Origin of the sequence: Aeromonas sp. s2, assembly GCF_040907935.1 — a bacterium.
In the GTDB taxonomy this organism is placed as follows: domain Bacteria; phylum Pseudomonadota; class Gammaproteobacteria; order Enterobacterales; family Aeromonadaceae; genus Aeromonas; species Aeromonas dhakensis.
Genome location: NZ_JBFOCR010000009.1, coordinates 714,291 through 740,481 on the forward strand (window position 1 = coordinate 714,291; position 26,191 = coordinate 740,481).

Below are 26,191 nucleotides of genomic sequence, written 5' to 3' on the forward strand. Positions count from 1 at the left end.
CTGATGACCCAGGGTCTGCTCGCTCATCATTGTTCGACCACTTTGCCGGAGAGCAGCAGATCGAAGCGGGCGATCAGGCGCAGCAGGGCTTCGACCTCGGCCAGCTCTTCCTTGTAGACTTCGCTGGCCATGGGATAGAGAGAGACGCTGCTGGGCAGCGGCGCCTGCAGCAGCACCAACTGCTCCATGCGCGGGATCAGCACGAACTGCAGCCACTGATCGAAGCTCAGGGTATCGACGCAAAACGGCAGCTCGCTGGCCAGAGCCTCTTCCCCCGGATGGGTCGCTTGCCAACGTTCCAGACGTTGCAGTTCGGCGGTCAGTTCGCCCAGCAGGCCGGCTACCAGCAGATATTGATTCATTGCGCTCTCTTCCTCATCACCACGTCCCCGGTTCGCGGTTCAGTCAACAGCGAATCGGGCTTTGCAAAAAAGGGCGCTACTATACACCCTCCCCCCCGCTCTCTGCCATGCCCCCGGCGGCCATCCATACGGGTCGCCGCCGGCCGCAACACGCCTCCCCGCTGGCTATCTTGTGCCAGCGCCTTATAATCGGCCCGCATCACCCTTAGCCGGATCACCTCATGTCCACCATCAATACTCTGACTGACTTTCTGACCCAGGCCGATACCCAGTTTCAGCTGTTCGACATGGGCCGCCAGGTGCGGCCGCTGGCGAGCGACACCTTCGTGCGCATCGAGCAGCAGCAGGAGCCCTACCCCTGGCCCCTGCAGCAGCACGCCTGGCTCGGCGTCCACTTTTTCCAGCCGGCCGAGTCGCGCCACTACCTCTGGTTCCTCAAGTTCGCCCTCGACGAGCGCGGTCTGCTCATCTCGAGCGGCCCCAAACACTTCATGGATCAGGTGGTGGAGACCCTGGGCTACAAGCTGACCGGCGAGCTCGATGAGGAGAAGGCCCAGCGGCTGGCCGAGAATCCCTACACCTTCCGCCCGGCCGAAGCCAAGATGGCCAGCCTGCACGCCAAGCTTGCCCGCCAGCTGGAGCAGGCCCCGTCCGCCTATTACGACGGGCTCTGCCACTACCTGTCCGCTCCCTCTCCCGAGGGGTGGCAGACCCTCGGCGTACAGGGCTTTGCCGATCTGGCGGAGCGGCTGCAGGATGAGCGCAACCTGGCGCTGGTGTGCAAGGCGCTGCCGAAGCTGCCGCAAGAGCCGCTCTATGCCCTCTGCCAGAGCCTGGAAAACGCCCCGCTGCCGCCGGCCGTACAGGGCGCCCTGTTCGAGCGCATCGGCAAGGAGCAGGAGTGCGCCGAGCCCAACGCCGAGACCCTGGCCTACCTGTGTCGGGCGCTGGCCTCCTGCAACGGCAGCAGCATGCGCACCAACAAGCTGCTGACCCTGCTGCAAACCCAGCCGAGCCCGGCCCTGCTGCTGGCCATCGCCGGCCGGCTCTGGCCCGATCTGAAGGATGCCGCCCTGCTCAGCCTGTTCCTGGAGCAGCTGGCCCTGCAGCCGACCCAGTTCTTCAATCAGGTATTTGCCGAACTGGTGACCCTGCCGGCCCTGCGCAATGATATGCTGGCCAGACTACGCGACCCCGAGCGCAGCGACGCCCTGGGCCAGGCCATCGGCCGCCTGTTCGCCTCGGCCTGATGATAGCGGCGCCCCGCCCCCTGGCGGGGCGCCACCCGACACGGACACACCGCAAAAGGAGCCCGCGATGGGTGAAGTGCTCGCCATCTTGCTGCTGACCCTGGGTGCAGGTGCCTTCTGGCACCAGCGGCGCCAGGCCGAACTCGCCTGGCAATACATGCGCCGCTACTGCCAGCATCACGACCTGCAACTGCTGTCGCTGGCACGCAGCCACCGGGCGCTGGCCCACCAGCCGCTGCGCCTGCTCACCTATTACGAGTTCGAATTCTCCAGCGATGGCGAGAGCCACTACCTGGGACAGCTGCGCATGCAGGGGTTGCAGGTGGTCGGCGTTGACCTCCCGCCACATCGGGTACCCAGCCTGTAAATCTCCCTCCACGGGGCGAGCCTATACTGTTCTGGAATGTCTTTTCGGAGAGATGAGATGGAGTTCCTGACCCACGATCTGGCCGCCCTGTTTGCCCAGCTGGGGCTGGCCAACGACGAGCTGAGCCTGCACCGCTTCATTCACGAGCACCGCCTCGACAACCAGACCCTGCTGCCGGAAGCCCCCTTCTGGACCAGTGCCCAGGCCAATTTTCTGCGCGATGCCCTGTGGAACGATTCGGACTGGTCGGAAACCATCGACGAGCTGGACGTACTGCTGCGCCGGCACGATTGACCCGCTTCCCGCTTTTCAGCCCCTCGCGCTTTGGTTAAGCTCTGTGCCCCGTCCAGCCCCAATATCCCCATGCCGTGCAGGAGCACTCATGTCAGCCCAAGAGATCATCCGCATCGCCAATGAACTGGCGGCCAAGGGCATCGCCCCCACCACCGCCATGGTCAAGGCCCGCCTCGGCCAGCCCGTTCCCATGGCCGAGCTGCTCAAAGTGCTGAGCCAGTGGAAGCAGCAACCCGCAGGCGCCCCGGAAGTCGCCAGCCCGGAGCAGGAAGCCCCCGCTCCCGCCGCCGAGCCCACCCTGCTGCAGCTTGCCGAACGGCTCGAACGTCTCGAACGCAAAGTGGATCGGCTGACCGAACTGCTGCTCCAGCAGGGGAAGTCGTGAACCATGTACATCCTCGAACTCTGCTTTGAGTGCTATCGCGACACCTCGCTGGGCGAGGCCGAGCGGGCCATCGTCAACTACCTCGACATGCTGCGCTATCAGGGCCAGATCCTCGGCCGGGAGTTCCCCACCAGCATGCACGAGGGCTACTTCGTCAGCCGGGTGGTCTGCCCGGAGCAGGACAGCCTGCACCCCGACAACCAGAGCGAACAGGTCAAGCTGGCGGAGCAGGGCCTGCACCAGGCAGGGCTGCTCGCCCCCAAACTCCACCTGCAGGGGGCGGACCTGCTCTCCGACAGCACCGACCCCTGCGGCCATGATGGCGAGCGCCCCAGCTGGATGCTGCTCTATACCAGCTTCCTGCACACCTGCTCGCCGCTGCGCTGCGGCGATCACTTCGCCCCCATCCCGCTCTATCGGCTGCCGGCCGTCGCCAACGGCGACCACAAGCAGATCATCAAGTGGCAGGAGGATTGGGAGGCGTGCGATCAGCTGCAGATGAACGGCTCCATCGCCGAACATGCGGCGCTGCACGAAATCGGTGAGGTGGGCAGCCGGCTCCAGCGCCGTGGCAGCGATCTCGGCAAGCGGCTGGAAGCCCTGACCGGCATCCCCACCTACTACTACCTCTACCGGGTGGGCGGCCGCAGTGTGGCCGAGGAGAAGGCCCGCCCCTGTCCGGGCTGTGGTGGCGAATGGGCGCTGGCCGAACCCTTGCACGAGATCTTCGACTTCAAGTGCGATCCCTGCCGGCTGGTCGCCAACCTCTCCTGGGATTTCAAGGACTGAGTCCGGCGGTGAACCAGACAAAAACGCCTTGCCGGTCGGCAAGGCGTTTTTCATTGTGGCTGACGCCGCTTATTGGGGCAGGGTTTCCAGCCGCTCGAGGAATGCGGGCAGAGAAGGCGCCAGCACCAATCGGCGGCCCGAGTCGAGCCACTCCAGCCACACCTGACCACTCTCGTTGTCGAGCGATACCAGCGTCATCTCGTTGCGGGTGGTGGCGATGAACAGGGAGGGGCTGCGCTTCAACTTGCGCAGCATCAGCAGGTGGCCGATGAGGTTTTCCTTGAGCAGGTCGAGATCCGCCTCGTTCCAGGGCAGCACAAACTCGAGCCGCAATCCCCTGTAGAGGCAGGGCACAGGGCGGCTGAACCAGCCACCAAACAGGGCCTGCGCGGCCGGGTGCAGGGTCAGCTCGAGCGCCTCGTTCATCGCCGTGAAATCGGCGGGCTCGGTGCGCCGATGCGGGCGCCAGGCGACCCGGCCTTCCTTGGGTTCATCCAGCTCGCAGGGGGAGCGCCAGTCCGCCTCCCACTCGCACAGGGGCAGCCCTCGCCTCGCCTCGCCGTCGCGCTGCCAGCGCAAAAAAAAGTGTTCCAGGGCAGACAAGACTTGATCCGACATCGAAATTCCCCACAATTGCTGCCAAAGTTCGCTATTGCACCATCAAAGCCATGAGCAGACAAGGTGAAGCGCGGATCGCCAGCCGGCACTCCCCGCCTTGCCACCCCTAGCGGGGCCCATGCCTCTGCCATCGCCCATTCAACGTTCGAGTCACACAGATGAGCAAACAAGATAGATACGCCGGCGCCAGCGCCCTGCAGGGGCTGAGCCTCGGCCAGCAATCGGCCTACATCAGCCAGTACACCCCGGCCCTGCTGCAGCCGGTGCCCCGCAGTATGAACCGCGACGACCTCGGTCTTGGCGGCGAGCTGCCGTTCCAGGGCTGCGACGTCTGGACCCTGTACGAACTCTCCTGGCTCAATGCCAAAGGCAAACCCATGGTCGCCGTCGGCGAGGTCTCGGTGCCTGCCACCAGCGCGAACCTCATCGAATCCAAGTCGTTCAAGCTCTATCTCAACTCCTTCAACCAGACCCGCTGCGACTCGCTGGAAGCGGTGCAGGCCATGCTGGTCAAGGATTTGAGCGCCTGTGCCGGCAGCGATGTGAGCGTCACCCTGTTTCCGCTGGCCCAGGCTCCGCACCACATTGCCGCCCTGCCGGGCGAGTGCATCGACGAGCAGGATATCGAGGTGGACTGCTACGAGTTCGATGCCGACCTGCTGCAAGGTGCGGCCGGCAGCCTGGAGGTGGAAGAGACCCTGCACAGCCACCTGCTCAAGTCCAACTGCCTGGTGACCAGCCAGCCGGACTGGGGCTCCGTGGTGATCCACTATCGCGGCCCGCAGCTGGACCGGGAAAAACTGCTGCGCTACCTCATCTCGTTTCGCCAGCACAACGAGTTCCACGAGCAGTGTATCGAGCGGATCTTCACCGATCTCAAGCACTTCTGCGCACCGAGCCAGCTGACCGTCTACGCCCGCTACACCCGCCGCGGCGGCCTGGACATCAACCCGTTTCGCAGCGACTGGGAAGTAGTGCCGGCCAACCTGCGCCTGATCCGGCAATAATCCGCAGGCCCTGCCCCCGCCGCTCTGCGCCGCCAGCGCCCGGATAACGGGGCTGGCGCGCAATCTGTCAGTAAACTCTGGACGCACGGGGGCGGGCTTGGATAACATGCCCTCACTCCCGTGCTGCCCTTAATCCAATGAATCAACTGTTTTTTCTGGCAATGATGATGTCCTCCCTGTCCGCTCCTGATCTGGAGCTGGCCAAGGAGCAGTTGTCCATCGATCTGCAACAGGCCCAGACCCTGGTGCTGACCGATCCTGCCAGATGCGTGCAGATCACCTCCGCCTTTCTTGCGCGCACGGCCAATAATCCCAAGCAAATCATCAGCAATCGCCAGGAGTACGGCTACCGTGAGCCGCTGTTGAGCTATGGCACCGCCGCCCAGGCCACCGGTGCCCACCTGCTCAAGGGGGAGTGCCTGCTGCAACTGGGCCAGTTCCAGGCCGCCCAGAAGTCCCTCGATCAGGGCATCGCCATGGCGGCCAAGGAGCAGCAGCTGGAGCTGCAGGCCCACGGCCTCTACCTCAAGATCCGCAGCCAGAACCTGCTGGAACGCTCCCACGGTGCCAGCAGCGGCCTGCTCGGCCAGCTGGAGACCCTGCTCAGCACCCCCAGCCTGAAAGAGAGCCAGCTGCAGGTTTACAGCCGGCTGCTGCGCACCAATGCCAGCATAGAGGCGCACCAGTTCGACGAGGCCAAACGCCAGCTGGCCGAAGCCCGCCGCTGGGCGGATCAGACCAAGAACCCGCTGGCCAGCGCCTGGGTCAGCGCGGTGAGCGGCGATCTCTACCACGCCCTCAAGCAGCCGCAGCTCTCGCTGGGCGACTACATCGATGCCCAGCAGCAGGCCAGAGGCCTGCAGGATCCCCTCTTCCTCGGCCTGCTGTCGAACCAGATAGTGAACCTCTATGAAGAGGAGCAGGAGCCGCAGAAGGCGCTGCAGTATGCCAATGAGGCAGCCAACTACTTCCACGCCCTCGGCAATCCCTCCCTGCTGAGCGACGCCCTCATCGTGCTGGCCCGCCTCAACCGGGAGCAGGGAGAGATGAACATGGCGCTGGTCTACTTCTTCAACGCCCTGGATCTGCTGGACGAGGGCACCAACCGCACCCGCATCGCCAACCTCAAGTACGAAATAGGCAAAACCTATCTGGAAACCGGCAACCTGACCCTGGCCCGCAACTACCTCACCGCGGCCCGCCAGTCCCACGAGCTGGGGGATGACAAGGAGCCGCTGATCGACACCCTGCTGCTGCTGGGCGAGCTGCACCTCAAGCAGAAGGAGGCGGGCATCGCCATCCTGCAGCTGGAGAACGCGCTGGCGCTGGCCAACCAGATCGGCGACACCCAGCGCCAGTTCGAGATCTTCCGTCTGCTCTCGGCGGCCTACGAGCAGAAGGGCTATCTGCAGCAGGCACTGGAGAGCTACAAGAATTTCCACCAGCGCAGCGAGCAGGTGCGCCAGCAGCAGGTCGATCTGGAGCAGGAGGCGATCCGCGACAACTACGCCCAGGTGGAGCGTGAACAGCAGATCAAGGAGCTGGAGCAGCAGCTGAGCACCAGCAAGCATCAACAGGATCGCTACCTCTGGTCGAGCGTGATAACCGGCCTGCTGCTGACCCTGTTCATCTACCTCTTCTTCACCCTCTGGCTCAAGTTGCGGGTCGCCCGCCTGCAGGGCAAGCAGCTGGGCGAGGCGCTGCTGATCGAGCCACGCACCGGGCTGGCCAACTGGCAGCGACTGATGAGCCGCTGGCCACGGGAGATGGCCAAGCGCCAGCAGCGCTCCGAGCGCTGGTATCTGAGCGAGCTGCCCAGCAGCGAATTTGACGACAAGCTGCACTACCTGCTGTTTCGGGTCCCCTTCCTGGTCAACAGCCTGGAGCAGCACGGCTACCAGGTGAGCCGCGAGATAGAGCAGGCCTTCGGTGCCTACGTCAACGGCCTCACCCCGCAGGATGGCCGCATCTACGACCTTCGCGAAGGCCATCTGCTCTATGTGGTGCCCCAGCGTCATGTGGAGGATCTGCACCGGCTGGCCCGCGAGCTGCTCGCCGCACTGGCCGAGTTCCCCTGCCAGCATCCGCTCGATCGCCACATCAGCCTCGGCATCGTCAGCCACCCCTTCCTGCCCAAGGCGGCCACCGCCCTCGATCATCACGGGCTGTTCGACCTCTGCTATCTGGCGCTGGCAGGAGCCATTCAGCTCAGTGAAAAATCCCAGCAAAGCGTCTGGTTGGAGCTGGCTGCCATCGATTGCCAGCAGGCCGCATTTTTTAATGGGGATGTGTGGCAATGCTGCTTGATGGCAATTGACAAGGGACTGGTAAAAGTAAATTCTTCTCATGAAAAGCAATGGGTTAATTGGCTTCATCTTTCACGGAAGAGAGTGCCGGTTGATCAGTGACGAATAGATATTCAACTGGGTCTGGAACTGGGTTCGACCGCTGTTGCTATCCAACACAACAACGATAATGACAACAGGGCGACCTGAATAATGAATGATATCGCTGCCGTAGCCGGACAACTGGCCAGACTCAGGGAATCCCTTCAGCAAAAACAGCTGGAGCTGGACGGCATTGTCTCCTTCTCCGATACCGAGCGCGCCCGCAGCATCCAGTTCATCGCCAAGCTGATGCAGGCCTGCCGCGGTCACGACCGGGAGCTGGACAACAAGCTCGCCAAGCTCAAGCAGAAACTCGACGGCAACCCGCCGCTCTCCTCCCTCGACGCCGATCTCGCGGTCATCGAGAAGCTGCTGCAGCAGCACGGCAACGCGCTGGAAGAGTCCATCTCCCTGACCAAGTCCGCCATCGAACTCGGCTCCAAGCAACTCAAGGCGATCAAGGGCTTCCCGGAAGATACCCGCAAATCCCTCAAGGAGTTTCTGGCGAGCCCGGATGGCTATGGCATCGGCGATCACCAGAAGAAGGTGATCCGGCTGCTGGAGTTCTACCAGCAGGCCATCAAGATCCAGCTGTTGCCCAGCCAGCCCCTGCTGGTCCAGAGCAGTCAGCCTGAGGTGGTCACCGATCTGGCCGCCCCCGAGCCGGATGCCCCCTTTGACGTCAAGATCCACGCCCACATCGCCGACGAGCTGCAGCGGCTCATCACCGAGCTCGACTTTGCCGGTGCGGTGGGCGAAAGCCTGGCGGACATTCGCCGCCAGTTGCTCAATGGCATCACCCCTCCCCTGCTGGCCGAGATCTGCCTGCAGGTGATCGAGCTCATCATCGAGGGCACTCGCGAGGAGCGTAAAGCCTCCCAGGCGTTTCTCAGCACCCTCAACGAGAGCCTCTCGGCCGTCCACTTCAGCTTCACCGAATCCCTCGACGAGGGGCGGGCCCTGCAAAGTGCCACTCTGGATACCCGCAAGGCCATCGACCAGGAGCTCAAAGCCATCGACCATACCCTGGCCAGCCATGACACCCTGGGCGACCTCAAGGAGGCCATCTCAGGCCACATGGGCGCCATCAGCCTGCTGCTGCAGGACAGGGAGGCCATGGCCGCCCGCGAACGCCACCTGCTGACCCGGCTCTCCACCATGGAGGCCAAGCTGCGGCTGATGAAGGAGGAGACCGCCGAGTACAAGAAGCGGCTCACCATCCAGAAACACAAGCTGTTCCTCGACAGCCTGACCCAGGTGCACAACCGGGCGGCACTCGATGAGAGGCTCGAGCTCGAATACAAACGCTGGCTGCGCTACGGCACCCCGCTGTGCCTGGCCATCATCGACATCGACCACTTCAAGAACATCAACGACAACTACGGCCACATGGCCGGCGACAAGGCGTTGAAGGTAGTGGCCAAGGCGCTGCAGGGGGCCCTGCGCGACACCGACTTCATCGCCCGCTTCGGCGGCGAGGAGTTCGTGGTGTTGCTGCCCAACATCAACCCGGACAAGTATCAGAAACCGCTGGAAACCTTGCGCCAGACCATCAAGAGCATTCCGTTCCGCTTTCGGGATGCCAGGGTCGAGATCACCATCTCCATCGGCGCCACCCTGTTCAGGGAGGGGGACCACACCACGGATGCGTTCGAGCGGGCCGACAAGGCGCTTTACAGCTCCAAGCACTCGGGTCGGGATCAGGTGAATCTGGCCTGACAAGCGCCTAAAAAAGCAGCAAACGCACTTTCCCCCTATTCCCCTGCCCCACCGCTTGCAACTACTATCAAATTCAAGGGATGCCACAGGGCATCCCGTTTTCTCCCCAGGGAAAAGCACAACGATAACAAGCGAGTGAAAGGGGAACATATGATTACGCACATCAATCCAGTCGGCAGCATGGACTTGCTGTCCCAGCTCGAGGTAGACCGCCTCAAGCAAACCGCCTCCAGCGATATCTATCAACTGTTTCGCAACTGCTCGCTGGCGGTACTCAACTCCGGCAGCCATACCGACAGCTCCAAAGAGATACTGGAGCGCTTCAAATCCTTTGATATTCATGTGATCCGGCGCGAGCGCGGGGTCAAGCTCGAGCTGTTCAACGCCCCCGAGCACGCCTTCGTCGATGGCGAGATCATCCGCGGCATTCAGGAACACCTCTTCTCCGTGCTGCGCGACATCCTCTATGTGTCGACCCAGCTGGAGTCGAACCGGCTGGTCAACCTCACCAGCTCCACCCACATCTCCAACGTGGTGTTCGCCATCCTGCGCAACGCCAAGGCGATCTTGCCCGGCGCCGACCCCAATCTGGTGGTCTGCTGGGGCGGCCACTCCATCAACGAGATCGAGTACCAGTACACCCGTGCGGTCGGCAGCGAGCTGGGGCTGCGCGAGCTCAACATCTGTACCGGCTGTGGCCCGGGCGCCATGGAGGGCCCGATGAAGGGGGCCGCCGTCGGCCACGCCAAGCAGCGGGTGCGCAACGGCCGTTACATCGGCCTCACCGAGCCTTCCATCATCGCCGCCGAGCCGCCCAACCCCATCGTCAACGAGCTGGTGATCCTGCCGGACATCGAGAAGCGGCTGGAGGCCTTCGTGCGTCTCGGCCACGGCATCATCATCTTCCCGGGCGGGGTCGGCACCGCCGAGGAGCTGCTCTACCTGCTCGGCATCATGATGCACCCGGCCAACGAGCGGCAACCCATGCCCATCGTGCTGACCGGCCCGAAAGAGAGTGCCGACTACTTCCGCGCCATCGATGACTTCGTCAAGGCGACCCTGGGGGAAGCGGCCACCAGCCTCTACCGCATCATCATCGGCGATGCCCCCGAGGTGGCCCGGGTGATGAAGGAGGCGATGCCGAAGATCCGCGAATACCGCAAGTCGGTAGGGGATGCCTACTCCTTCAACTGGTCCCTCAAGATCGAGCCGGAGTTCCAGCTGCCGTTCGAGCCGGATCACGCCAACATGGCCAGCCTGGATCTGCACCGCAACCAGCCGCCCCAGCTGCTGGCGGCCAACCTGCGCCGTGCCTTCTCCGGCATCGTCGCCGGCAACGTCAAGGAAGGGGGCATCCGCGCCATCGAGAAGAAGGGGCCGTTCAAGATCCATGGTGACAAGGAGCTGATGCACCTGATGGACAAGCTGCTGGAGAGCTTCGTCAAACAGCAGCGCATGAAGCTGCCGGGCAGCCAGTATGTGCCCTGCTACGAAATCGTGCGCTGACGGGCAGCACAGATGAAACGAGGGGCGCATGGCGCCCCTTTTTGTTGCGGCCTCCCCTTCGGCCATCAATCCCCCATTGAGCCCGCTGGTTTGTTACAATGGGGCGTTCCGACTGCCAAGAGTGCCCCATGTCAAACCCAAGGCCACACCTGCTCATCATCGATGCCCTCAACCTCATCCGCCGGCTGCACGCGGTGCAGGCTCAGCAGGCGCTGACTCCGGCCCAGGCGTTGATCGCCACCCGTGCCAACCTCATCAATACCTGCCGCAAGCTGCTGGCCGGCAGCGAGCCGACCCACGTCATCGCGGTGTTCGATGGCGAGGTGCACAGCTGGCGCAAGGAGGTCTATCCCGCCTACAAGGAGGGACGCACCCCCATGCCGGCCGAGCTGCGCGAAGGGCTGAACGAGCTGCAGGATGCCTTCTGGGAGTGCGGTGTCGATGCCCTGCTCTCCCAGACCGACGAGGCGGACGATCTCATCGCCACCCTGGCCAGCGGCATTGCCCAGCACGGAGCCAGCGCCACCATCATCTCCACCGACAAGGGGTTCTGCCAGCTCATCTGCCCGCAGATCCGGATCCGCGACTACTTCAACAAGCGCTGGCTGGATGCCGCCTTCGTCGAGCAGCAATACGGCGTAGCCCCGGCCCAGCTGGTGGACTTCTGGGCCCTGACCGGCATCGGTGGCTCCAACATCAAGGGGGTGCCCGGCATCGGCCCCAAGACAGCCACCCAGCTGCTGCAACAATACGGCGATCTCGCTGCCATGCTGACCGCCTGCCAGCAGGAGGACGCCGCCAAGCCTTTGCTCAAGCTGCGTCAGCACCAGGATGAGGCCCTGCTGGCCCAGCGACTGGTACGGCTGCAGCGGGACATCCCCCTTGGCTTCAACCTGCGGGAGATCCGTTATCCGCCCACCCCGGATGCCTGATGACGCTATCTCGCCAAGCATGACCGGACTCACTCTCGCTGTTGACAAAAACAGATAGAATGTAAAGAAACATGGAGGGTTAGGTGGAGAAATGGTATAAAACCGCCGAATCCTCCCCCTCTGTTCCCTAGAAGTGGATACGTCTCATGTCAAAAAGAAAAATTACCGTCATCCCGGGCGACGGCATCGGCCCCAGCATCATCGAATCCGCCATCCAGATCCTGACCCACGCCGGTTGTGACTTCGAATACGAATACGCCGACGCCGGTCTGGTGGCGCTGGAGAAACACGGCGAGCTGCTGCCCCAGTCCACACTCGACCTGATTGAGAAGAACAAGGTCACCCTGAAAGGCCCCCTCACCACCCCGGTCGGCGGCGGTTTCACCTCCATCAACGTCTCCCTGCGCAAGAAGTTCAACCTCTACGCCAACGTGCGTCCCGTGCTCTCCTTCAAGGGCACCAAGAGCCGTTACGACAACATCGACATCATCACGGTGCGTGAAAACACCGAAGGGATGTACTCGGGTGCCGGTCAGAAGCGCAGCGATGACAACCAGAGCGCGGAGGCGATGAGCATCATCACCCGCGAAGGGGCCGAGCGCATCGTCAAGTTCGCCTTTGAGCTGGCCCGTCAGGAAGGACGCAGAAAGGTCACCATCATCCACAAGGCCAACATCCTCAAGTCCACCTCCGGTCTGTTCCTGGAAGTGGCCCGTGAGGTGGCCAGCCGCTACCCGGACATCCAGAGCGAAGAGATGATCGTCGATGCCGCCTGCATGAACCTGGTGATGTACCCGGAGCGCTTCGACGTCATGGTCACCACCAACCTGTTCGGCGACATCCTCTCGGATCTGTGTGCCGGTCTGGTCGGCGGCCTCGGCATGGCGCCGGGCGCCAACATCGGTGATGGCGCCGCCATCTTCGAAGCGGTGCACGGCTCTGCCCCGGACATTGCCGGCAAGAACATCGCCAACCCCACCTCGGTGATCCTCGCCTCCATCCAGATGCTGGAGTATCTGGGCATGCAGGAGAAGGCCGAGCGCATTCGCGAAGCGGTGCGCGCCACCATCGAATCCGGCGACCGGGTGACCCGGGATCTGGGGGGCAGCGCCTCCACCAGCGAGTTCACCCAATCCATCATAGATCGTTTGTAATTGGTGCCAACTTGTTGATTTAAAAAGGGAGCTTCGGCTCCCTTTGTTTTATCTCACGGCGCGCTCCCCCCTTTGTCGATTGGCTACTATGTTCAATAGATAAGGGATAAGGAGATCCATTATGCGCGCTATCGTTACCCTGTTGCTCATCAGCAGCAATGTCATGGCAATAGACAGACCGGTCGAGAATGCCTGGCCCCAGCTGCCGCCATCCACCCAGCCGGCCAGCCAGGTCTGGCAATCCACCCTGGATACCAATGACCTGCTCAAGGCTCCCAAACCCCTCTCCTTCGGGATGGATGTCGTCACCGACAGCAATGGCAACAGTCAGGTCACTCCCTATCAGAAGCTCAACCTGACCGCCGAGAAGAGCGTCAGCCTCTCCTTCGAGCAGCACAAGCCCAGGATCAAGTTCCAGACCGCCGGCATGAACACCTCTCTCAAGCTGCGCAGCAACGGCGTCAAGCTGGAGTTCAGCCCGACCGATCGCACCATACCGCTCGACATCGAGCTCAAGCTTACCGATGGCGAATCCTCGCTGCGTTTTGACTATCGCTTCTGAACGCAAGCCGAATAAAAAGGCCGACAACCTTGGGGTTGTCGGCCTTTTTGTCAGCCCATGTCAGCCAGCCTTCACTCCTGGGGGGAGAGCTTGGAGACCCAATACTTGTTGAAGACATGCACCGTGATCTCTTCGCGATCGTGGTAGAGCTGCTTGGCCTGAATGATGAAGCCGCCATCGATCTCCGCCAGCAGTTCACGCAGCACCTGGATGTTGTGCACCGCCTCGGCGTAGCGCTTCTTCATCGGCAGCTTGAGGTTGAACATGGCTTCTTGGCAATCGCCCTCGCGGAACCAGTCGGCGATCATGTGGGTCACCCGTGCCGGCTTGTCGACCATGTCACACACCAGCCAGTAGATGTTCTTCTTGCTGGGACGCCAGACAAAGCCGTCATCGCGGATGTGCTTGACCTGGCCGGTATCCATCAGGGATTGCGCCATCATACCGTTGTCCACCGCGGTCACCATCATGTCGCGACGCACCAGCTGATAGGTCCAGCCGCCCGGGCAGGCACCGAGATCCACCGCCTTCATGCCGGAGCGCAGCCGCACGTCCCACTCTTCCCGCGGTACGAACACGTAGAAGGCCTCTTCCAGCTTGAGGCTGGAGCGGCTCGGCGCATCGGCCGGGAAGCGCAGACGCGGGATCCCCATGTGGAAGGCGGAGTTGTTGAAGGAGTAGGAGTAACCCAGCAACACGTGGTCGTTGGCCAGGAAGAAGGCGTGGAACACCGGACGGTTCGGGGTCTCCTTCTTGGTCAGGATCTCGTTGCTGCGCAGCGCCTGGCGCAGCGGCACGGTGAATTTGCGGCAGAAGGCGGAGAGCTCCTTCGCCTCGTTGGTGTCGGCCGTCTCCACCCGCAGATCGCCGCAGATGGCGTAGTCGCGGGTCGCCTCGATGATCGGGGTGATCCGATCCGCCAGATCCAGCTCCTTGAGCTCGCAGGTCACCACCAGCATCTGGCGGATGAAGATAAGCTCCTTGAAGGGCAGCTTGCGCGCCAGCAGGTCGGCCTCTTCCTCACCGTAGCATTCGAAGATGATGTAGCCGCTGTCGTCCTTGACCCGGGCAAAGCCATAACACTGCATGTTAGTGGCTCGTTCGGTGATCTCTGCCGCCGCCTCTTTCTCAAAACCGGGGCGGCAATAAAGCAGCAGATTATTCATTCTTTCCTCCAAGACGACAGCCGGCCCACATCAGGGCCGCCCATCCCAACATAAAACAGAGGCCACCGGCCGGGGTGATGAGCCCCAAGCCCTTGCTGCCAAGCAGCACCATGGCGTAAATACTGCCGGAGAATCCCAGGATCCCCAGCACAAAGGCGGTGCCAGCCAGGTTGATCACCTTGCTGCGCACACCGCACCACCCCAGCACCAGCAGGGCCAGGGCGTGAAAAAACTGATACTGCACGGCGGTATTGAAGGCCGCCAGACGCGAAGGATCGATGCCGGTGGCCGCCAGACCGTGGGCACCATAGGCGCCCAGCATGGTCGCCGTCAGGCCGAAAAAGCCCGCCAGCACCAGCCAATGTCGATGAAATTGCATCCCTTGCCTCCTTGTTGTCCCGCGCCAGCCTCAACCCCGCGCCGGGATGGTCGCAATGAAATCCTTGATCCGTTCGGCCGCCTGGCGCAGGTTGTCCTGCTCGCTCGCACCGCTGCTCTTGCGCGGCTTGAAGCCATGATCACCATCGGTCAGCCAATGGACCGATACGGCGGATGAGAAGGGGAAATCAGCCAGTTCGGCACGGGTGCCGAAAGTATCGCGCTCCCCTTGCAACAGCAGGGTTGGCGTCTTGATCTGCTTGAGCACCTCGCCCCGCCAGCGGTCGGGGTTGGCCGGGGGGTGGAAAGGATACCCGAGAATGAGCAATCCTGCAGCATTCATCTCGTCCTCACTCTCCTGATAGAGTTCGGCCGCCATCCGCCCACCCATGGATTTGCCCGCCAGAAACAGTCTGGGATGGGCAAACGCCTTGATCATCTGGCGCCAGTGGTCGAGCAGGGCGGGCTGCCGGTCCGGCGGACGACGCTTGCCATCCAGGGCCCGCTTGCTCATGTAGGGAAAGTTGAAACGCACCACCTCGATCTCGGGCCCGGCCAGCAGCCGTGACAGCTCGGCGAGAAAGGCGTGCTCCATGCCGGCCCCGGCACCGTGGGCCAGCAGAATGCGAACGGGGGCATCAACAGCCCCCTCCCGGATCACTTCATGCATCTGCCAATCGGGCCCGGCGACGGGCCTCCTCCTGCTCCACCAGTTCCAGCATCCAGTCGCGGAAGGCGACTATCTTGCCCTGATCGGACTGCTGCTCCTGGCACACCAGATAGAAGGCGTTCTTGCTCACCAGCACCTGCTCGAACGGGCAGATGAGGCGACCCGCCTCTATCTCTGGCTGGGCCAGCACGCTGTGGCCAAGGGCCACCCCCTGGCCGTGAATAGCGGCCTGGATCACCATGGTAGAGTGGCTGAAGATGGGCCCCTGGTTGACGTTGGGTGCATCGATGTCGAGCTGGCGAAACCAGGCCTTCCAGTCGCGGCGCGAGGTGTCGTGCAGCAGGGTGTGACGGGTCAGATCGTCCGGGGTGCGCAGCGGCTTGGGACCGGTCAGCAGCAGCGGTGAACAGACCGGGATCAGATACTCGGTGTGCAGCTTGTCGGCCCGCAGGCCAGGCCAGTTGCCGCGTCCGTAGTAGATGGCCACATCCACGTCGTCGGTGAGCGAGCCCTCGTCCATGTCCACCGCCTTGATCCGCACGTCGATGTCGGGGTGACGCTCGCTGAACTTGACCAGCCGCGGCACCAGCCACTGGATGGCGAAGCTCGGCTGCAGAGAAACGGTGAGCGCGCCCTTGGCGCTGCGGGCCAGCAACTTGTCGGTCGCCTCCGAGATGGAGGTGAAGATGTCCTTGATGTCGAGGAAGTAGCCCTGCCCCTCCTCGGTCAGCAACAGAGAACGGTTCTTGCGGCGAAACAGCTTGATACCGAGGTACTCTTCCAGCGCCTTGATCTGGTGACTGATAGCGGCCTGGGTCACGAACAGCTCCTCCGCAGCGCGGGTGAAGCTTAAATGACGAGCCGCGGCTTCAAACGCTTTCAGTGCGTTGAGCGGGGGTAAACGACGAGACATGAGACCAGCCGACGATGAGTTTTTCTAATGGGCCGCATTATAATTTGTCGGTTGCGGGTCGACCAGTGAATAAACATAATTCGCTTCGCAATCCGTTGCCATATGGCTCACTTTTTCTCTTCAATGTTGGTTTACATGTGATTTTTGTGAGTCTCTGGAGTGCGATTGTGGTGTTGTGTTTCTTCCTCTGCGGGAAGAGGGGCTTAAATCGGACCGATTTAACCCAGTCTGTCATCTGAATGTGTTTGGCGCCTCCGGTTGGAAGGCGCCTTTTTTCTTATCCCTATACCTTGAACTGCCCCACCAGTTGCTGCTGCTTGTCGGCCAGCGCCGACAGCTCGCGACCATTTTCGGCGGAGCTCGCTGCCTCGGCCCGGATGGTGTGGCTCACATCGCGAATGTTGCTGACGTTGCGATTGATCTCGTCCGCCACCCCGCTCTGCTCCTGCGCCGCCCTGGCGATCTGCTCGTTCATCTGATGAATGGTGCCGACCGCGTGGATGATCTGCTCCAGCACGCTGACCGACAGGTCCACCTTGGTCAACGTCAGATCCGCCTGACCGTGGCCGGTCATGATCGCCTTCACCACCGCCTCGGTGCCGGATTGCAGCTGGCCGATGAGGGTCTGGATCTCGACAATGGCGTTCTGGGTGCGGCCCGCCAGATTGCGCACCTCGTCCGCCACCACCGCAAAACCACGGCCCTGCTCGCCGGCCCGCGCCGCCTCGATGGCGGCGTTGAGCGCCAGCAGGTTGGTCTGCTCGGCGATCCCCTGGATCACCACCAGGATGTCGTTGATGTTCTCGCTGTTGGCTGACAGGTGCTCCACCACCGGCTTGGCATCGCTGATGACCGCCATCAGCTTGCGCATCGCCTCCTGGGTGTCGGCCACCACGTACTTGCCCTCCTGCGCCGCCGTGTCGGCCTCGTTGGCCGCAGCCACAGCCGAGTTGGCGTTGCTGGCCACCTGCAGGGCAGTGGCGCTCAGCTCCTCGAACGCGGTCGCCACCAGGTCTACCTCCTGGTACTGGGCCTGCATGCCGGCACTGGTGCGCTCGGCGACGCTGGCCGCCTGCTCCGCGCTGGCCCGGGTGCCGGCAACGGTATCTATGACCTGGCTGATGGTACTCTGCAGCTTGTTCAAGAAGCTGTTGAACCACTTGGCCAGCTCGCCTATCTCGTCGTCACGGCGTAGCTCGATGCGCTGGGTGAGATCCCCCTCGCCGCTAGCAATGTCCTTGAGGCGGGCCACCACGGCGCGGATGGGGGCCACAATCTGATGGGCCATCAGCCAGATGCAGATCAGCGCCACCGCCGAGATGAGGCCGCCGATGAGCAACTGGGTCATCACGCTGCGGCTGGCCTGGCCGGAGAGATCGTCCTGCAGCTGAAGGGCCGAGGCGAGCACCACGCTGCGCGGCAGCTCGATGTAGATGCCCCATTTCTGTTCGGTACCGCGCATCTTGACCGGCACGAAGGTTTGCAGCAGGTTGCCGTCCGGGCTCCAGCGACTGGCCACCTGCCCCTGGCCCAGCCAGCCCTGCAAGGCGGCCGTCAGGGTCTGATACTGCTGACCGAGCGGACTGCCCAGGGTGACGTCGAAGCCGTCCACCCCGGCGACACGGCCCTGACTGCTCACCAGCAGCACCTTGCCCTGCCCCTCATAGAGCTCCTGATCCATCTCCTTGACCAGACTCTGCAGCGCGGTCAGCGAGATATCGACGCCGACCATGCCGAGCAGCTTGTCTTGCTCCAACAGAGGCACGGTCACCGAGGTCATCAATACCTTTTGCGACCCCACATCGTCCAGATAAGGCTCCAGCAGACAGAGGGCCTTGCTGCGAATGCTGCAGCGATACCACTCGTTCTCCACACCGCCGGCCGCGGTCGGGCTCTCGTCCGCCAGCACGGATTCGTCCTGCACCTCGGGTTCAATCTTGCCGTCGACCCGCGCCCAGTAGGTGGAGAAACGCCCCTGATCGTTGGAGCCCAGCGCGCTGGAGCCGTGGTAGTTGCTGTCTTCGCCGTCGAGCTGGTCCGGCTCGAACACCGCATAGACGCCGAGCAGGTGATCGGAGGAGGCTGCCGCGTCATGCAGTTGCTGGTTGACGGCGGTACGCAGTGATTCGGAGGAGCCGAAATTGTCGGCCGCATTCTTGCGCTGGAACAGGATCCCCTGGCCCAGCAGGGTTGCCCGGAAGTAGGCCTCGTCCAGATAACTGGTCACCTTGGCCGCCTGCTCCGAGCCCATCGCCTTCATCCAGTTTTCGGCCGCACTCTGGGCTTCCGCCGTGGTAGAAGTCAGCACCTGATCCTGCATGTTGGCAGCACTGAAGAGAGAAGAGGCCACCAGGGCACCGGCACTGGCCAACAAACAACAACCGGCGATCAGGGTGATCCGCCCCTGAACAGAAAGAGAACTCATGCCACCATTTCCTAGCTTCATACTGATGTGATCAGTGTATCGGTTTTAGAAACAAAAACTTAACCTTATCACGCTAAATCCAGGGCAAGTTGGTTCACTTCGCCGGCCGCCGGCAGGCCGACCACCAATCCCAGTAGCCGAATGGGTTTGCCCTGTGCCCGCAACAAACCTTCGTGCAACAGATCGTGAAACCGCTCCGGCTGGTAACCCCCACGCCGGTAGACGGTGGTCTGCTGAAAATCGGCAAACTTGAGCTTGATCCCCTGCCCCATCAACTGCTCCTTGCCGTGGCTGGCCGAGAATCGCTGCTCCAGCTCGGGAATGAGCCGGCTCAGCACCTGCCAACAGGCGGCCTCATCCAGCACGTCGCTGGCCAGCGTGGTCTCCACCCCTATGGTCTTGCGCACCCGCTGGGCCTGCACCGGCTGCTCGTCGTGGCCCCAGATCCGCCCGGCCAGCATCTCCCCGAGCTTGCCGAACCGGGCGATCAGCTCCTCGTTGCCGAGCTGACGGGCATCCTCGCAGGAGTAAAGGCCGAGCGACTCCAGCCGATCCGCGGTCTTGCGACCGATGCCTGGCAGCTTGCCGAGGGGCAGCTGGCGCACGAACTCATCCACCTCCTGCGGGCGGATCACGAACAGGCCGTCCGGCTTGCGCTGCTCGGAGGCGAGCTTGGCCAAAAACTTGTTCGGCGCCACCCCGGCCGAAGCGGTCAGCCCCAGCTCGGCATTGATCGCAGCACGGATCTCGCGGGCCATCAGGGTGGCACTGCCGCCACAGCAGGGGCTCATCGTCACGTCGAGATAGGCCTCATCGAGGGAGAGCGGCTCCACCTGCTCGGTGTAGCGCAGAAAGATGGCCCGCAGCTGGCGGGAGACCTCCTTGTAGACCGCCATCCGGCCGGGAATGAGCACCAGTGGCGGGCAGAGCTTGCGTGCCAGCGCGCTCGGCATGGCGGAGCGCACCCCGAAGCGGCGCGCCACATAGTTGCAGGTCGAGATGACACCGCGCCTGTCCGCCGAGCCGCCGATGGCCAGCGGTACCTCGCGCAGGGCCGGGTTGTCCCGCATCTCTACCGCGGCATAGAAGCAGTCCATGTCGATGTGAATGATCTTGCGCATACCACTGTACGAATAAACAGGTGACCTGCCTATGCTAACCCAGCCCTGCCATTTCTGCCATCGGCATGAAATGACCGGCAGACATAGACTCTTAAGGAACCATTTATAATCCATCGCACAAGGAGAATGAGATGAAGGGAGTCTGGCCGGGGTTGGCTCTGGGGCTCTGCCTGCTGCTGCCGCAGCAGAGCACTGGCAAGGACAATCCGACCGCCGAGTGTAGCTGGTTGCACGAGCGCATCGAGGCGCTGGAAAAGGCCATCAAACAGGGAGACGAGCTGGGTACGCAGGAGGAGCTGGCACGCTGGCGGGCCGAATTCAACAAGAAGGAGTGCCAGCGCTACGACTACTGAGCGCTCGCCATAAAAAACGGGCTGACCCAAGGGTCAGCCCGTTTTGCTTTCGACATGGGTGCGAGTGCCCCTGCCCGCTCAGATGATCCGGTTCTCGGCCAGCATCTTGCGACGGGCCTCTTCCTTGGCCATCTTCTTCTTGCGGTTGTCGCAGGGTTCCGGGCAATCACACTCTTTTTCGATACCTATGCCGCCAAGTCCGCCACAGGAGCCGGAGATGGTCTTCTTCTGGAAGATGTAGCCGATGGCCATGGCCACCACTACCACCAGAAACACCCCGAAGGTGATCAAAAAAATCTGCATGTTACCGCCCCTTATTTTCTAACCAGATACTGTTTGAAGGCATCGGAGTAAGACTCCTCGAAACCCTCATCCGTCTTGGTGATCACGAAAATGGCCAGCCCCCGCTCCTTGGCGTAGGCCAGGCTCTTCTCGGGTCCGAGCACCATGAACACGGTCGCCAGCCCGTCTGCAGTCATGCAGGAGGGGTGGATCACGGTCACCGACACCATCCGGTGCTGGATAGGCTTGCCGGTCATGGGATCGATGGTGTGGGAGAAGCGCTTGCCGTCCAGCTCGTAATAGTTGCGGTACTCGCCCGAGGTCGCCACCCCGTTGTCGCCCGCCACTATCACCTCCTGCACCGAGCCGGCGTTGGCCGTCGGTTTCTCGATGGCGACGCGCCAGGGGTGACCCTTGCCGTTGACGCCATTGATCCGCAATTCGCCGCCGATCTCAACCAGATAGTTGCGCGAACCCAGGGACTCCAGATACTCGGCCACCTTGTCGACGCCAAAGCCCTTGGCAATGGCGGAGAGATCCACGTAGAGATCCGGGATGTCCTTTTGCAGGGTATCGGCATCGACGGAGGTGATCACGTGCAGATTGCCGAGCCCGGTCTTCTGGCGGGTCTGGGTGATCAGCTCGTCAGACGGCGTCTTGGTCGGGCGCGCGTCGGGCCCGAAGCCCCACAGATTGACCAAGGGGCCGACGGTGACGTCCAGCGCCCCGCGGCTCTCACGGCCAATGTGAATGGCCTCGGTCACCACCCGCGCGGTATCGCGGGAGACCACCACGGGCGTCGAGCTGCGGTGCTGGTTGAAGCGCGACAGCTCGGAGTCCGGCCGGTAGGTCGACATCTGATCATTCACCCGCTCCAGCAGTACATCGACTTCGGCCTGGAACTTGGCGGGATCGGTGATGACGTTGTCCGCCACCTTGATGGAGTAGTAGGTACCCATGGTGCTGCCGGTGATGTGAATTTCCGGCTTCGATTGGACCGTTTGTTCCTGACCGCACCCAGTCAAGAAAAAGGCTAGCCCGAAGGCTAGCCAGGTCTTTACAACACTGTGCATTGATTAACCACCAAAGTCATCCAGCAGGATGTTCTCGTCTTCAACGCCGAGGTTTTTCAGCATGTTGATGACGGCAGCGTTCATCACGGGAGGACCGCACATGTAGAACTCGCAATCTTCCGGCGCCTCGTGGTTCTTGAGATAGTTCTCGAACAGCACGTTGTGGATGAAGCCGGTGTAGCCGTCCCAGTTGTCTTCCGGTTGCGGATCAGACAGGGCCACGTGCCACTGGAAGTTGTCGTTCTCGGCCTGCAGCATGTCGAAGTCTTCGACATAGAACATCTCGCGCTTGGAACGGGCACCGTACCAGAAGCTCATCTTGCGCTTGGTCTTCAGACGGCGCAGCTGATCGAAGATGTGGGAACGCATCGGCGCCATACCGGCACCACCACCGATGAACACCATTTCCGCGTCGGTGTCCTTGGCGAAGAACTCGCCGAACGGACCGGAGATGGTCACCTTGTCGCCCGCCTTCAGGCTGAAGATGTAGGAGGACATCTGGCCGGGAGGGGCAGTCCAGTTGCTGGGCGGCGGGGTCGCGATCCGCACGTTAAGCATGATGATGCCGAACTCTTCCGGATAGTTGGCCATGGAGTAGGCACGAATGATCGGCTCGTTGACCTTGGACTCCAGCTCGAAGATCTTGAAGCGATCCCAGTCACCGCGATATTCGGTAGGAATATCGAAGTTCTTGTACTGCACGTGGTGGGCAGGCGCTTCGATCTGGATATAACCACCGGCGCGGAACGGCACGCTCTCGCCATCGGGGATCTGCAGCTTGAGCTCCTTGATGAAGGTGGCCTTGTTGTCATTGGAGATGACGGTACATTCCCACTTCTTCACGCCGAAGATCTCTTCCGGCAGCTCGATGTCCATGTCGGAACGGACGGTGACCTGACAGGCCAGACGCTCGCCATGACGGGCTTCGCCCTTGCTGATGTGATCCAGCTCGGTCGGCAGGATGTCGCCGCCGCCGGATTTCACCCGTACCTTGCACTGACCACAGGAGCCACCGCCGCCGCAGGCAGAGGAGACGAAGATACCGCTGCCGGCCAGCACGCCGAGCAGCTTGCCACCCGCCGGGCTGGTCACAGCCTTGGCCGGGTCGCCGTTGATGCTGATTGTCACGTCACCGGCAGTTACCAGCTTGGACTTGGCGAACAGAATGACTGCCACCAAGGCCAGCAGGATCACGGTGAACATGACCACACCCAGAATAATTTCCATCTATATTTCCTTTCCGATTACAGGGAAATACCAGAGAAGGACATGAAGCCCAGCGCCATCAGACCCGCGGTGATGAAGGTGATGCCGAGACCACGCAGGCCTTCCGGAACATCGGAGTACTTCATCTTCTCGCGGATCCCCGCCATCGCCACGATGGCAAGCATCCAGCCGGCTCCAGAACCCACGCCATACACCACGGACTCAACGAAGTTGTAGTCACGCTGCACCATGAAGGAGACGCCACCGAAGATGGCGCAGTTCACTGTGATGAGTGGCAGGAAGATACCGAGCGCGTTGTAGAGGGCCGGGAAGTACTTGTCCAGCGCCATCTCCAGGATCTGCACCAGGGCCGCGATCACCCCGATGAAGGTGATGAAGCTCAGGAAGCTGAGATCCAGACCGGACACCAGGGCACCGTCTTTGAGCACGTAGTTGTAGATCAGGTTGTTGGCCGGCACGGCCACGGTCTGAACCACGATAACGGCGACACCCAGGCCCATGGCGGTCTTGACCTTCTTGGACACCGCCAGGAAGGTACACATCCCCAGGAAGAAGGAGAGCGCCAGGTTCTCGATGAAGATCGAGCGAATCAACAGACTGATATAGTGTTCCATACCTTAATCCTTCGCCTCCACCTGCTTGGGATCCTTGGTGCGTACGCCCCAGATGATCAGACCAATGATGAAGAACGCACTCGGCGGCAGCAGCAGCAGGCCGTTCGGCACATACCAGCCACCATTGTTCACCAGCGGCAGCAGTTCGATGCCGAACCAGGTGCCGGAGCCCAGGATTTCACGCACGGTGGCCACGGTCAGCAGCACGGCGCCATAACCCAGACCGTTGCCGATACCATCCAGGAAGGAGGGCAGCGGGGCACTCTTCATGGCGTAGGCTTCGGCACGGCCCATCACGATACAGTTGGTGATGATGAGGCCGACGAACACCGACAGCTGTTTGGAGATGTCGTAGGCATACGCCTTGAGCACCTGGTCAACCACGATAACCAGCGAGGCAATCACCGCCATCTGGGCGATGATCCGCACGCTGTTCGGGATCTGGTTGCGGATCAGGGAGATGAACAGGTTGGAGAAGGCGGTGACCGCGGTAACGGCCAGCGTCATCACGAACGCAGTCTTCATCTGGCTGGTAACGGCCAGCGCGGAACAGACACCCAGCACCTGCAGTGCGATGGGGTTGTTGCCGAGCACAGGCGTCAACAGCAACTTTTTCATTTCGCTCTTGTCAGCCATTGTTGATTTCTCCTGCACGAACCTTGGCCAGGAAAGGACCGAAGCCCTTGGGACCCATCCAGAAGTCGAAGGTATGCTGTACGCCGTTACCGGTCAGGGTCGCGCCGGACAGACCGTCGATCTCATGCTCGGAACCAGCCGGAGCATGACCCTTGATCACCCGCAGCGCAGGCTGACCGTTCTGGTCGAACAGCTTCTTGCCGACGAACAGCTCGCGCCAGGCCGGGTTCTCGACTTCGCCACCCAGACCCGGGGTTTCACCGTGGTCGTAGTAGGTGATGCCCTTGATGGTCTGGCCATCGGCCGCGACCGCTACAAACGCATACATGGTAGACCACAGACCCTGGCCGTAGATCGGCAGGATGATGTTGTCGACCTTGCCTTCGGCATCTTTGGCGAAGAACACCGGGACCAGCTTGGAGATCTGACGCAGACCAGCCTTGTCGTCGGCCGGAGCCAGGCGAATGTTCTGGGCAGGATCCTTGGCGGCGACCTTGGTGTCGAAGTTGTCGGCATCGCCGTCAACGAACTCACCGGTGGCCAGATCCACCAGACGCGCTTCAATCTTGTCGCCATACAGCTTGGCCAGGTCACGCTTGGCCACGGCGCTGATGTCGACGCCGGCGACGGACAGGATGTTGCTTTGCTTGTCCAGCGCCTTGTTTTCCAGCTGGGCCGGACGCAGACCCACGGCGGCCACGGAGACCACGATGGAGCAGACCAGACACAGACCGGTCACTACGGCGAGAGTGCCGGTAGTAGAGTCTTTATTAAACGCCACGAGCGATCCTCCGCTTGATGTTCGCCTGTGCCACGAAATGGTCAAACAAGGGGGCAAACAGGTTGGCAAACAGAATGGCCAGCATCATGCCTTCCGGGAAGGCGGGGTTCACGACCCGGATCAGCACCACCATCACGCCGATCAGGGCGCCGTACCACCACTTGCCCTTGTTGGTGAAGGCAGCAGAGACGGGGTCGGTCGCCATGAAGGCCATACCGAAGGCGAAACCACCCAGCACCAGGTGCCAGTGCCACGGCATGTTGAACATGGGGTTGGTGTCGGAACCGATGACGTTGAACAGCAGGGAGGTAGCTACCATGCCGATCATCACGCCGGCGATGATGCGCCAGGAGGCGATGCGCATGTAGACGATCATGGCCGCACCCAGCAGGATCATCAGGGTAGAGACTTCACCGATGGAACCGGGCAGGTTGCCAAGGAAAGCGTCCATCCAGCTGATGCTCTGGCCGGTGGCACCGTTGATCAGCGCCATCTGGCCGCCCTGGGCCCACTGGCTCAGCGCGGTTGCGCCCGAGTAGCCGTCGACGGCAACCCAGACCGCATCACCGGAGATTTGACCCGGGTAGGCGAAGAACAGGAAAGCACGACCCGCCAACGCCGGGTTCAGGAAGTTCTTGCCGGTACCACCGAACACTTCCTTGGCCAGCACCACACCGAAGGTGATACCCAGGGCAGCTTGCCACAGGGGCAGCTCGGGCGGCACGATCAGCGCGAACAGGATGGAGGTCACGAAGAAGCCTTCGTTGATCTCGTGCTTGCGCACCATGGCGAACAGCACTTCCCAGAAACCACCGACGATGAAGACGGTGATGTAGATCGGGAAGAAGTGCGCAGCACCGATCAGCATCTTGCTGCCGATGCCGGCCACCGCCGGATCCAGGGAGGCACCCAGCAGGGTAGCCAGGGCATATTGCCAGCTGCCGGCACCGGCGGCCGTGCCCAGATGGGCGATGGCGGCGATGGACTGGTTGCCGACGTTGTACATGCCCCAGAACATGGCCGGGAACACGGCCAGCCACACCATGATCATCATCCGCTTCAGATCGATCGCATCACGGACGTGGGCGGCATTGCGGGTCACGGAACCCGGGGTATAAAACAGGGTGTACGCCGCTTCGAACAGGGCATAGTACTTGGCGTACTTGCCACCCGGCTCGAAGTGATGTTCCATATTTTCAAGAAGTTGCTTGAAACTCATC

The 26,191-nt window shown here is 62.0% G+C and carries 28 protein-coding genes; 13 read left to right on the forward strand and 15 right to left on the reverse strand.

Annotated elements, in window-relative coordinates; translation table 11 throughout:
* Positions 1-26: 26 nt before the first annotated feature.
* Complete coding sequence (locus tag AB5Y81_RS08145) at positions 27-362, reverse strand: YqcC family protein (RefSeq protein ID WP_005303485.1); 336 nt, start codon at positions 360-362, stop codon at positions 27-29.
* 221 nt (positions 363-583) lie between these two features.
* On the opposite strand from AB5Y81_RS08145, the gene AB5Y81_RS08150 reads away from it, so the two are divergent.
* The 5 genes from AB5Y81_RS08150 (at position 584) to AB5Y81_RS08170 (ending at position 3,447) form a co-directional block, all read left to right on the forward strand.
* Positions 584-1,612, forward strand: coding sequence for a DUF3549 family protein (locus AB5Y81_RS08150; RefSeq protein ID WP_017784025.1), 1,029 nt, complete (start codon positions 584-586; stop codon positions 1,610-1,612).
* Positions 1,613-1,679: 67 nt separating this feature from the next.
* The gene (locus tag AB5Y81_RS08155) at positions 1,680-1,979 is read left to right on the forward strand and encodes a DUF3301 domain-containing protein (protein WP_005303488.1); all 300 of its coding nucleotides are present in this window, start codon (positions 1,680-1,682) and stop codon (positions 1,977-1,979) included.
* A 57-nt stretch (positions 1,980-2,036) separates the two neighbouring features.
* Positions 2,037-2,273 carry a DUF2789 domain-containing protein gene (locus AB5Y81_RS08160; RefSeq protein ID WP_005303490.1) on the forward strand — a complete coding sequence of 79 codons (237 nt, stop codon included), beginning with the start codon at positions 2,037-2,039 and terminating at the stop codon, positions 2,271-2,273.
* Between the two features lie 88 nt (positions 2,274-2,361).
* Positions 2,362-2,658, forward strand: coding sequence for a DNA-binding protein (locus tag AB5Y81_RS08165; protein WP_279484703.1), 297 nt, complete (start codon positions 2,362-2,364; stop codon positions 2,656-2,658).
* 3 nt (positions 2,659-2,661) lie between these two features.
* Complete coding sequence (locus tag AB5Y81_RS08170; protein WP_017779841.1) at positions 2,662-3,447, forward strand: Zn-ribbon-containing protein; 786 nt, start codon at positions 2,662-2,664, stop codon at positions 3,445-3,447.
* Between the two features lie 69 nt (positions 3,448-3,516).
* Here AB5Y81_RS08170 and syd read toward each other — a convergent pair whose 3' ends face one another.
* Positions 3,517-4,065, reverse strand: coding sequence for a SecY-interacting protein (gene syd / locus AB5Y81_RS08175; protein ID WP_279484704.1), 549 nt, complete (start codon positions 4,063-4,065; stop codon positions 3,517-3,519).
* Positions 4,066-4,223: 158 nt separating this feature from the next.
* Here syd and queF point away from each other — a divergent pair, with 158 nt between their 5' ends.
* The 7 genes from queF (at position 4,224) to AB5Y81_RS08210 (ending at position 13,332) form a co-directional block, all read left to right on the forward strand.
* Positions 4,224-5,072: an NADPH-dependent 7-cyano-7-deazaguanine reductase QueF gene (gene queF, locus AB5Y81_RS08180; protein WP_279484705.1), complete on the forward strand. Its 849-nt coding sequence runs from the start codon at positions 4,224-4,226 to the stop codon at positions 5,070-5,072.
* A gap of 137 nt (positions 5,073-5,209) precedes the next feature.
* Positions 5,210-7,480 (forward strand): hypothetical protein, encoded by a 2,271-nt coding sequence (locus AB5Y81_RS08185; RefSeq protein ID WP_279484706.1) that lies wholly within the window; start codon positions 5,210-5,212, stop codon positions 7,478-7,480.
* Between the two features lie 90 nt (positions 7,481-7,570).
* Entirely contained in the window at positions 7,571-9,178 is a 1,608-nt protein-coding gene (locus AB5Y81_RS08190; protein WP_279484707.1) for a GGDEF domain-containing protein, read from the forward strand.
* Between the two features lie 150 nt (positions 9,179-9,328).
* The gene (gene ppnN / locus AB5Y81_RS08195; RefSeq protein ID WP_005303505.1) at positions 9,329-10,684 is read left to right on the forward strand and encodes a nucleotide 5'-monophosphate nucleosidase PpnN; all 1,356 of its coding nucleotides are present in this window, start codon (positions 9,329-9,331) and stop codon (positions 10,682-10,684) included.
* A gap of 128 nt (positions 10,685-10,812) precedes the next feature.
* Entirely contained in the window at positions 10,813-11,616 is an 804-nt protein-coding gene (xni, locus tag AB5Y81_RS08200) for a flap endonuclease Xni (protein ID WP_279484708.1), read from the forward strand.
* A 146-nt stretch (positions 11,617-11,762) separates the two neighbouring features.
* The gene (locus AB5Y81_RS08205) at positions 11,763-12,770 is read left to right on the forward strand and encodes an isocitrate dehydrogenase (RefSeq protein ID WP_279484709.1); all 1,008 of its coding nucleotides are present in this window, start codon (positions 11,763-11,765) and stop codon (positions 12,768-12,770) included.
* A 121-nt stretch (positions 12,771-12,891) separates the two neighbouring features.
* On the forward strand, positions 12,892-13,332 hold the full coding sequence (locus AB5Y81_RS08210; protein WP_279484711.1) for a hypothetical protein: 441 nt from the start codon (positions 12,892-12,894) through the stop codon (positions 13,330-13,332).
* Positions 13,333-13,403: 71 nt separating this feature from the next.
* Here AB5Y81_RS08210 and rlmM read toward each other — a convergent pair whose 3' ends face one another.
* The 6 genes from rlmM to dinB form a co-directional block, all read right to left on the reverse strand.
* Positions 13,404-14,498 carry a 23S rRNA (cytidine(2498)-2'-O)-methyltransferase RlmM gene (gene rlmM, locus AB5Y81_RS08215; protein WP_005303513.1) on the reverse strand — a complete coding sequence of 365 codons (1,095 nt, stop codon included), beginning with the start codon at positions 14,496-14,498 and terminating at the stop codon, positions 13,404-13,406.
* The gene (locus tag AB5Y81_RS08220; protein ID WP_010634798.1) at positions 14,491-14,877 is read right to left on the reverse strand and encodes a DUF423 domain-containing protein; all 387 of its coding nucleotides are present in this window, start codon (positions 14,875-14,877) and stop codon (positions 14,491-14,493) included. Before AB5Y81_RS08220 ends, rlmM begins: the two co-directional genes overlap by 8 nt.
* A 30-nt stretch (positions 14,878-14,907) precedes the next feature.
* Positions 14,908-15,546 (reverse strand): alpha/beta fold hydrolase, encoded by a 639-nt coding sequence (locus AB5Y81_RS08225; protein WP_279484712.1) that lies wholly within the window; start codon positions 15,544-15,546, stop codon positions 14,908-14,910.
* Complete coding sequence (locus AB5Y81_RS08230) at positions 15,539-16,459, reverse strand: transcriptional regulator GcvA (protein WP_005303519.1); 921 nt, start codon at positions 16,457-16,459, stop codon at positions 15,539-15,541. The genes AB5Y81_RS08225 and AB5Y81_RS08230 overlap by 8 nt, the downstream gene beginning before the upstream one ends.
* A 283-nt stretch (positions 16,460-16,742) precedes the next feature.
* Positions 16,743-18,884, reverse strand: coding sequence for a methyl-accepting chemotaxis protein (locus tag AB5Y81_RS08235; RefSeq protein WP_017779835.1), 2,142 nt, complete (start codon positions 18,882-18,884; stop codon positions 16,743-16,745).
* A gap of 68 nt (positions 18,885-18,952) precedes the next feature.
* Positions 18,953-20,005: a DNA polymerase IV gene (gene dinB / locus AB5Y81_RS08240; RefSeq protein ID WP_017764095.1), complete on the reverse strand. Its 1,053-nt coding sequence runs from the start codon at positions 20,003-20,005 to the stop codon at positions 18,953-18,955.
* A gap of 131 nt (positions 20,006-20,136) precedes the next feature.
* Between dinB and AB5Y81_RS08245 the strand changes: the two genes are divergently transcribed.
* The gene (locus tag AB5Y81_RS08245; protein ID WP_010634802.1) at positions 20,137-20,358 is read left to right on the forward strand and encodes a hypothetical protein; all 222 of its coding nucleotides are present in this window, start codon (positions 20,137-20,139) and stop codon (positions 20,356-20,358) included.
* 78 nt (positions 20,359-20,436) lie between these two features.
* On the opposite strand, the gene nqrM is transcribed toward AB5Y81_RS08245, so the two are convergent.
* From nqrM to AB5Y81_RS08280, 7 genes are read right to left on the reverse strand one after another with little or no spacing between them, the layout of a single operon-like run.
* The gene (gene nqrM, locus AB5Y81_RS08250; protein ID WP_279484713.1) at positions 20,437-20,661 is read right to left on the reverse strand and encodes a (Na+)-NQR maturation NqrM; all 225 of its coding nucleotides are present in this window, start codon (positions 20,659-20,661) and stop codon (positions 20,437-20,439) included.
* Positions 20,662-20,672: 11 nt separating this feature from the next.
* Entirely contained in the window at positions 20,673-21,713 is a 1,041-nt protein-coding gene (locus AB5Y81_RS08255; RefSeq protein WP_005303533.1) for an FAD:protein FMN transferase ApbE, read from the reverse strand.
* A gap of 3 nt (positions 21,714-21,716) precedes the next feature.
* Positions 21,717-22,940, reverse strand: coding sequence for an NADH:ubiquinone reductase (Na(+)-transporting) subunit F (gene nqrF, locus AB5Y81_RS08260; RefSeq protein WP_005303535.1), 1,224 nt, complete (start codon positions 22,938-22,940; stop codon positions 21,717-21,719).
* A 17-nt stretch (positions 22,941-22,957) separates the two neighbouring features.
* On the reverse strand, positions 22,958-23,554 hold the full coding sequence (nqrE, locus tag AB5Y81_RS08265; RefSeq protein ID WP_017764094.1) for an NADH:ubiquinone reductase (Na(+)-transporting) subunit E: 597 nt from the start codon (positions 23,552-23,554) through the stop codon (positions 22,958-22,960).
* 3 nt (positions 23,555-23,557) lie between these two features.
* Complete coding sequence (locus AB5Y81_RS08270) at positions 23,558-24,190, reverse strand: NADH:ubiquinone reductase (Na(+)-transporting) subunit D (RefSeq protein WP_005303545.1); 633 nt, start codon at positions 24,188-24,190, stop codon at positions 23,558-23,560.
* Entirely contained in the window at positions 24,183-24,971 is a 789-nt protein-coding gene (locus AB5Y81_RS08275; protein ID WP_005303548.1) for a Na(+)-translocating NADH-quinone reductase subunit C, read from the reverse strand. The genes AB5Y81_RS08270 and AB5Y81_RS08275 overlap by 8 nt, the downstream gene beginning before the upstream one ends.
* Positions 24,961-26,190: an NADH:ubiquinone reductase (Na(+)-transporting) subunit B gene (locus AB5Y81_RS08280; protein ID WP_279484714.1), complete on the reverse strand. Its 1,230-nt coding sequence runs from the start codon at positions 26,188-26,190 to the stop codon at positions 24,961-24,963. Before AB5Y81_RS08280 ends, AB5Y81_RS08275 begins: the two co-directional genes overlap by 11 nt.
* Position 26,191: the final 1 nt, after the last annotated feature.